At 50.0% G+C, this 2,298-nt stretch carries 2 protein-coding genes; both read right to left on the bottom strand.

Translation table 11 applies throughout. The features are described from left to right. Nucleotides 1-279 precede the first annotated feature (279 nt). A complete protein-coding gene (locus tag MN202_RS20425) occupies nucleotides 280-1,368 on the bottom strand; it encodes an IS91 family transposase (RefSeq protein ID WP_335737976.1) in 1,089 nt (362 codons plus the stop codon). Beyond that, nucleotides 1,365-2,204, bottom strand: coding sequence for a tyrosine-type recombinase/integrase (locus tag MN202_RS20420; protein ID WP_335737975.1), 840 nt, complete (start codon nucleotides 2,202-2,204; stop codon nucleotides 1,365-1,367). Before MN202_RS20420 ends, MN202_RS20425 begins: the two co-directional genes overlap by 4 nt. Between the last annotated feature and the right edge of the window lie 94 nt (nucleotides 2,205-2,298).

Genomic DNA, 2,298 nt, shown 5'->3' with positions numbered 1-2,298 from the left:
AACGCTTTAGCGTTTTATCCGGCACGTTGTTCAGTGACGGCTAAACGCCTGTTGAACGGCCCGGTTCGCTTATTTTTTGGTATGACTGATGCTAATGGAATTTGTTTTTTTAGGGAACAATTAATTTACAGGCCTTTATAGCTGTGGTTATCCGTATTGATGCATTTTTGTTGTCTGTCATCATGCTATTCATCATTGATTTTCATGATTTACCAACTAACTGGCAATACTTTCCCGCAGGCCACCAAGCCTGTCTTTTACCCTCTACTACTGCACCACTCAACCGTCAGGATGACCTTGTGGCCGCATAACTAACAATGATGCCAGATGCAGTAACCCAACCTGACAATGCGGGCAGTGCCAGCACGGTGTTTGCTGCTCAGTGCTTATTACCTTCGCTTCAGGTTTGGGCTGTTTCTCCTGCTGCCGGATTATCGTCAGCTTTCGCTTTCTACAGCGATTTGCCAGCAAGCCATAGTGCCGGATCCGCATAAAACCTTTGGGTAACACATGGCTCAGATAACGACGGATAAACTCGGTGCCGTTTAAGGTCATCACTTTGCGTTTGTTACCGTCCTGATAGTCTCGGTAATTAAAACTTACGCCCTCTGCACTGATGCGTTGCAAACGGCTTTCATGCAACACACCTTTGCGGGTATAGCGCCCGAGATAACGCAGTACTGTCTGCGGTTTACAAAGGCAAGCTTTGCTAAATACTGTCCAGGGCTTTGCCAGCAGTGCGTCTTTGTCAGGGATACTCAGCTGCTCATCCCGCAGCTGTTGCAGCATCTTCGCCCGGAACACGGTGGACAATGCTTTTACCGGGAACAAATAGCCTTTATCAATGACCTGCCAGCGCTCTGCTGTACTTAACATTCCGCCGGGGATTAAACAGTGCAGGTGTATATGCTGGCTCAGTGTTTGGCCCCAGGTATGCAGTACGGCCGTCATGCCTAACTCTCCCGCCGTTTTACGGTGCTGTCGGGCGAACTTACTCAGTGTTTGCCACACCGCATTAAACAGGCTTTTATAGAGCTTTTCCGGTGCATACTGACTGATAACATTCAGTTCGTGCGGCAAGGTAAACACCAGGTGGAAGTACTTCACCTGTACCAGATTGGCAACCTGCGCTGCTATCCAGTCACGGGTACGTTGCCCCTGACACCGTGGGCAGTGTCTGTCACGGCATGAGCAATACACCATCTGTTGCTGTTGGCAATTATCACACTGCCACAACTGCTGCCCGAGCGCGGCGGTTCGGCATTGCAGGATATGCTTACAGGCGGCTTGTTGCTGCCAGTTCATCGCATGCTGTTGCTGGTAGTACGGTAAAAACTTCGCTAGCACATCACTCAGATGTAAGCTCACGGTGTCGTCCAACCAGACAGTAAATCTCTGGCACCACTGCCCATCTCCGGTAGCCAGTGCAAATAGCGCTGAGTCGTTCTAATGTCCGTGTGACCGAGCTGGTTTTGCAGCTCATTCAGTGGCATTCCCGCCATTAACTGATGCGTGGCGTAAGCATGGCGTAAACTGTGAAGGCTACACCCACTGAGTACGTTTGCTGCACGAACTGCATCCTTAAACGGCTTGGTAATACAACTGCTGGACATCGGCTTATCCATGCCCCGACCCGAGTAGAACAGATAATCCCGGGGGCGGTACAACTGCCAGTATTCACGAAGTAAGTTAAGCACGGCCGGGGTCAGCAAAACGTACCGGTCTTTATTGCCTTTACCTGCCACCACTTTTAGTGTGCTTCTCTGGCCATCAATGTCAGCGACTTTGGTGTGAATAAGCTCCATCAACCTCAAGCCTGCGCCATAGTAGGTCATCAACATAAAACGCAGTTTTCTGTCAGGGCACAGTGAAATAACAAGCTGTACTTCGGCAGGCTTTAATATCACCGGCGCCTTAACCGGCTTACGCGATAACGGTTTGGTGATTGTAATTTCTTTGTGCAGTACGGTTTTAAAGAAGAAACAAATGCCATTGAGTTGTATATGGATAGTGCTGCGCGCCAGCTGCTTCTCCAGCGTCAGATACCTGAAGTACTGCTCAAGTTGCGCTTCAGTAATGGTGTCAGGGCGTTGGTGATAGTGGCGGCTTAACTGCTCAACCGCATACAGATAGGTGTCTTCGGTTCTTTGGGCAAGACCGCGCAACCGACATTCGTCGATCATTGCCTGGCGTAACGGGGTCATGATGATTCTCCGGTTCTGTTGGGAACATTCCCGGAGTAAGTGTGGTTCAATAACAGGTAGTGGCTGAGAGCTCCGCGCAGCGGCTTAGTTCAAC

It is taken from the genome of Rheinheimera muenzenbergensis, assembly GCF_036984005.1.
GTDB classification, from domain to species: Bacteria; Pseudomonadota; Gammaproteobacteria; order Enterobacterales; family Alteromonadaceae; genus Alishewanella; species Alishewanella muenzenbergensis.
Note: the sequence above shows the minus strand (reverse complement) of the source record. Positions and strands in the feature narration are given on the sequence as shown.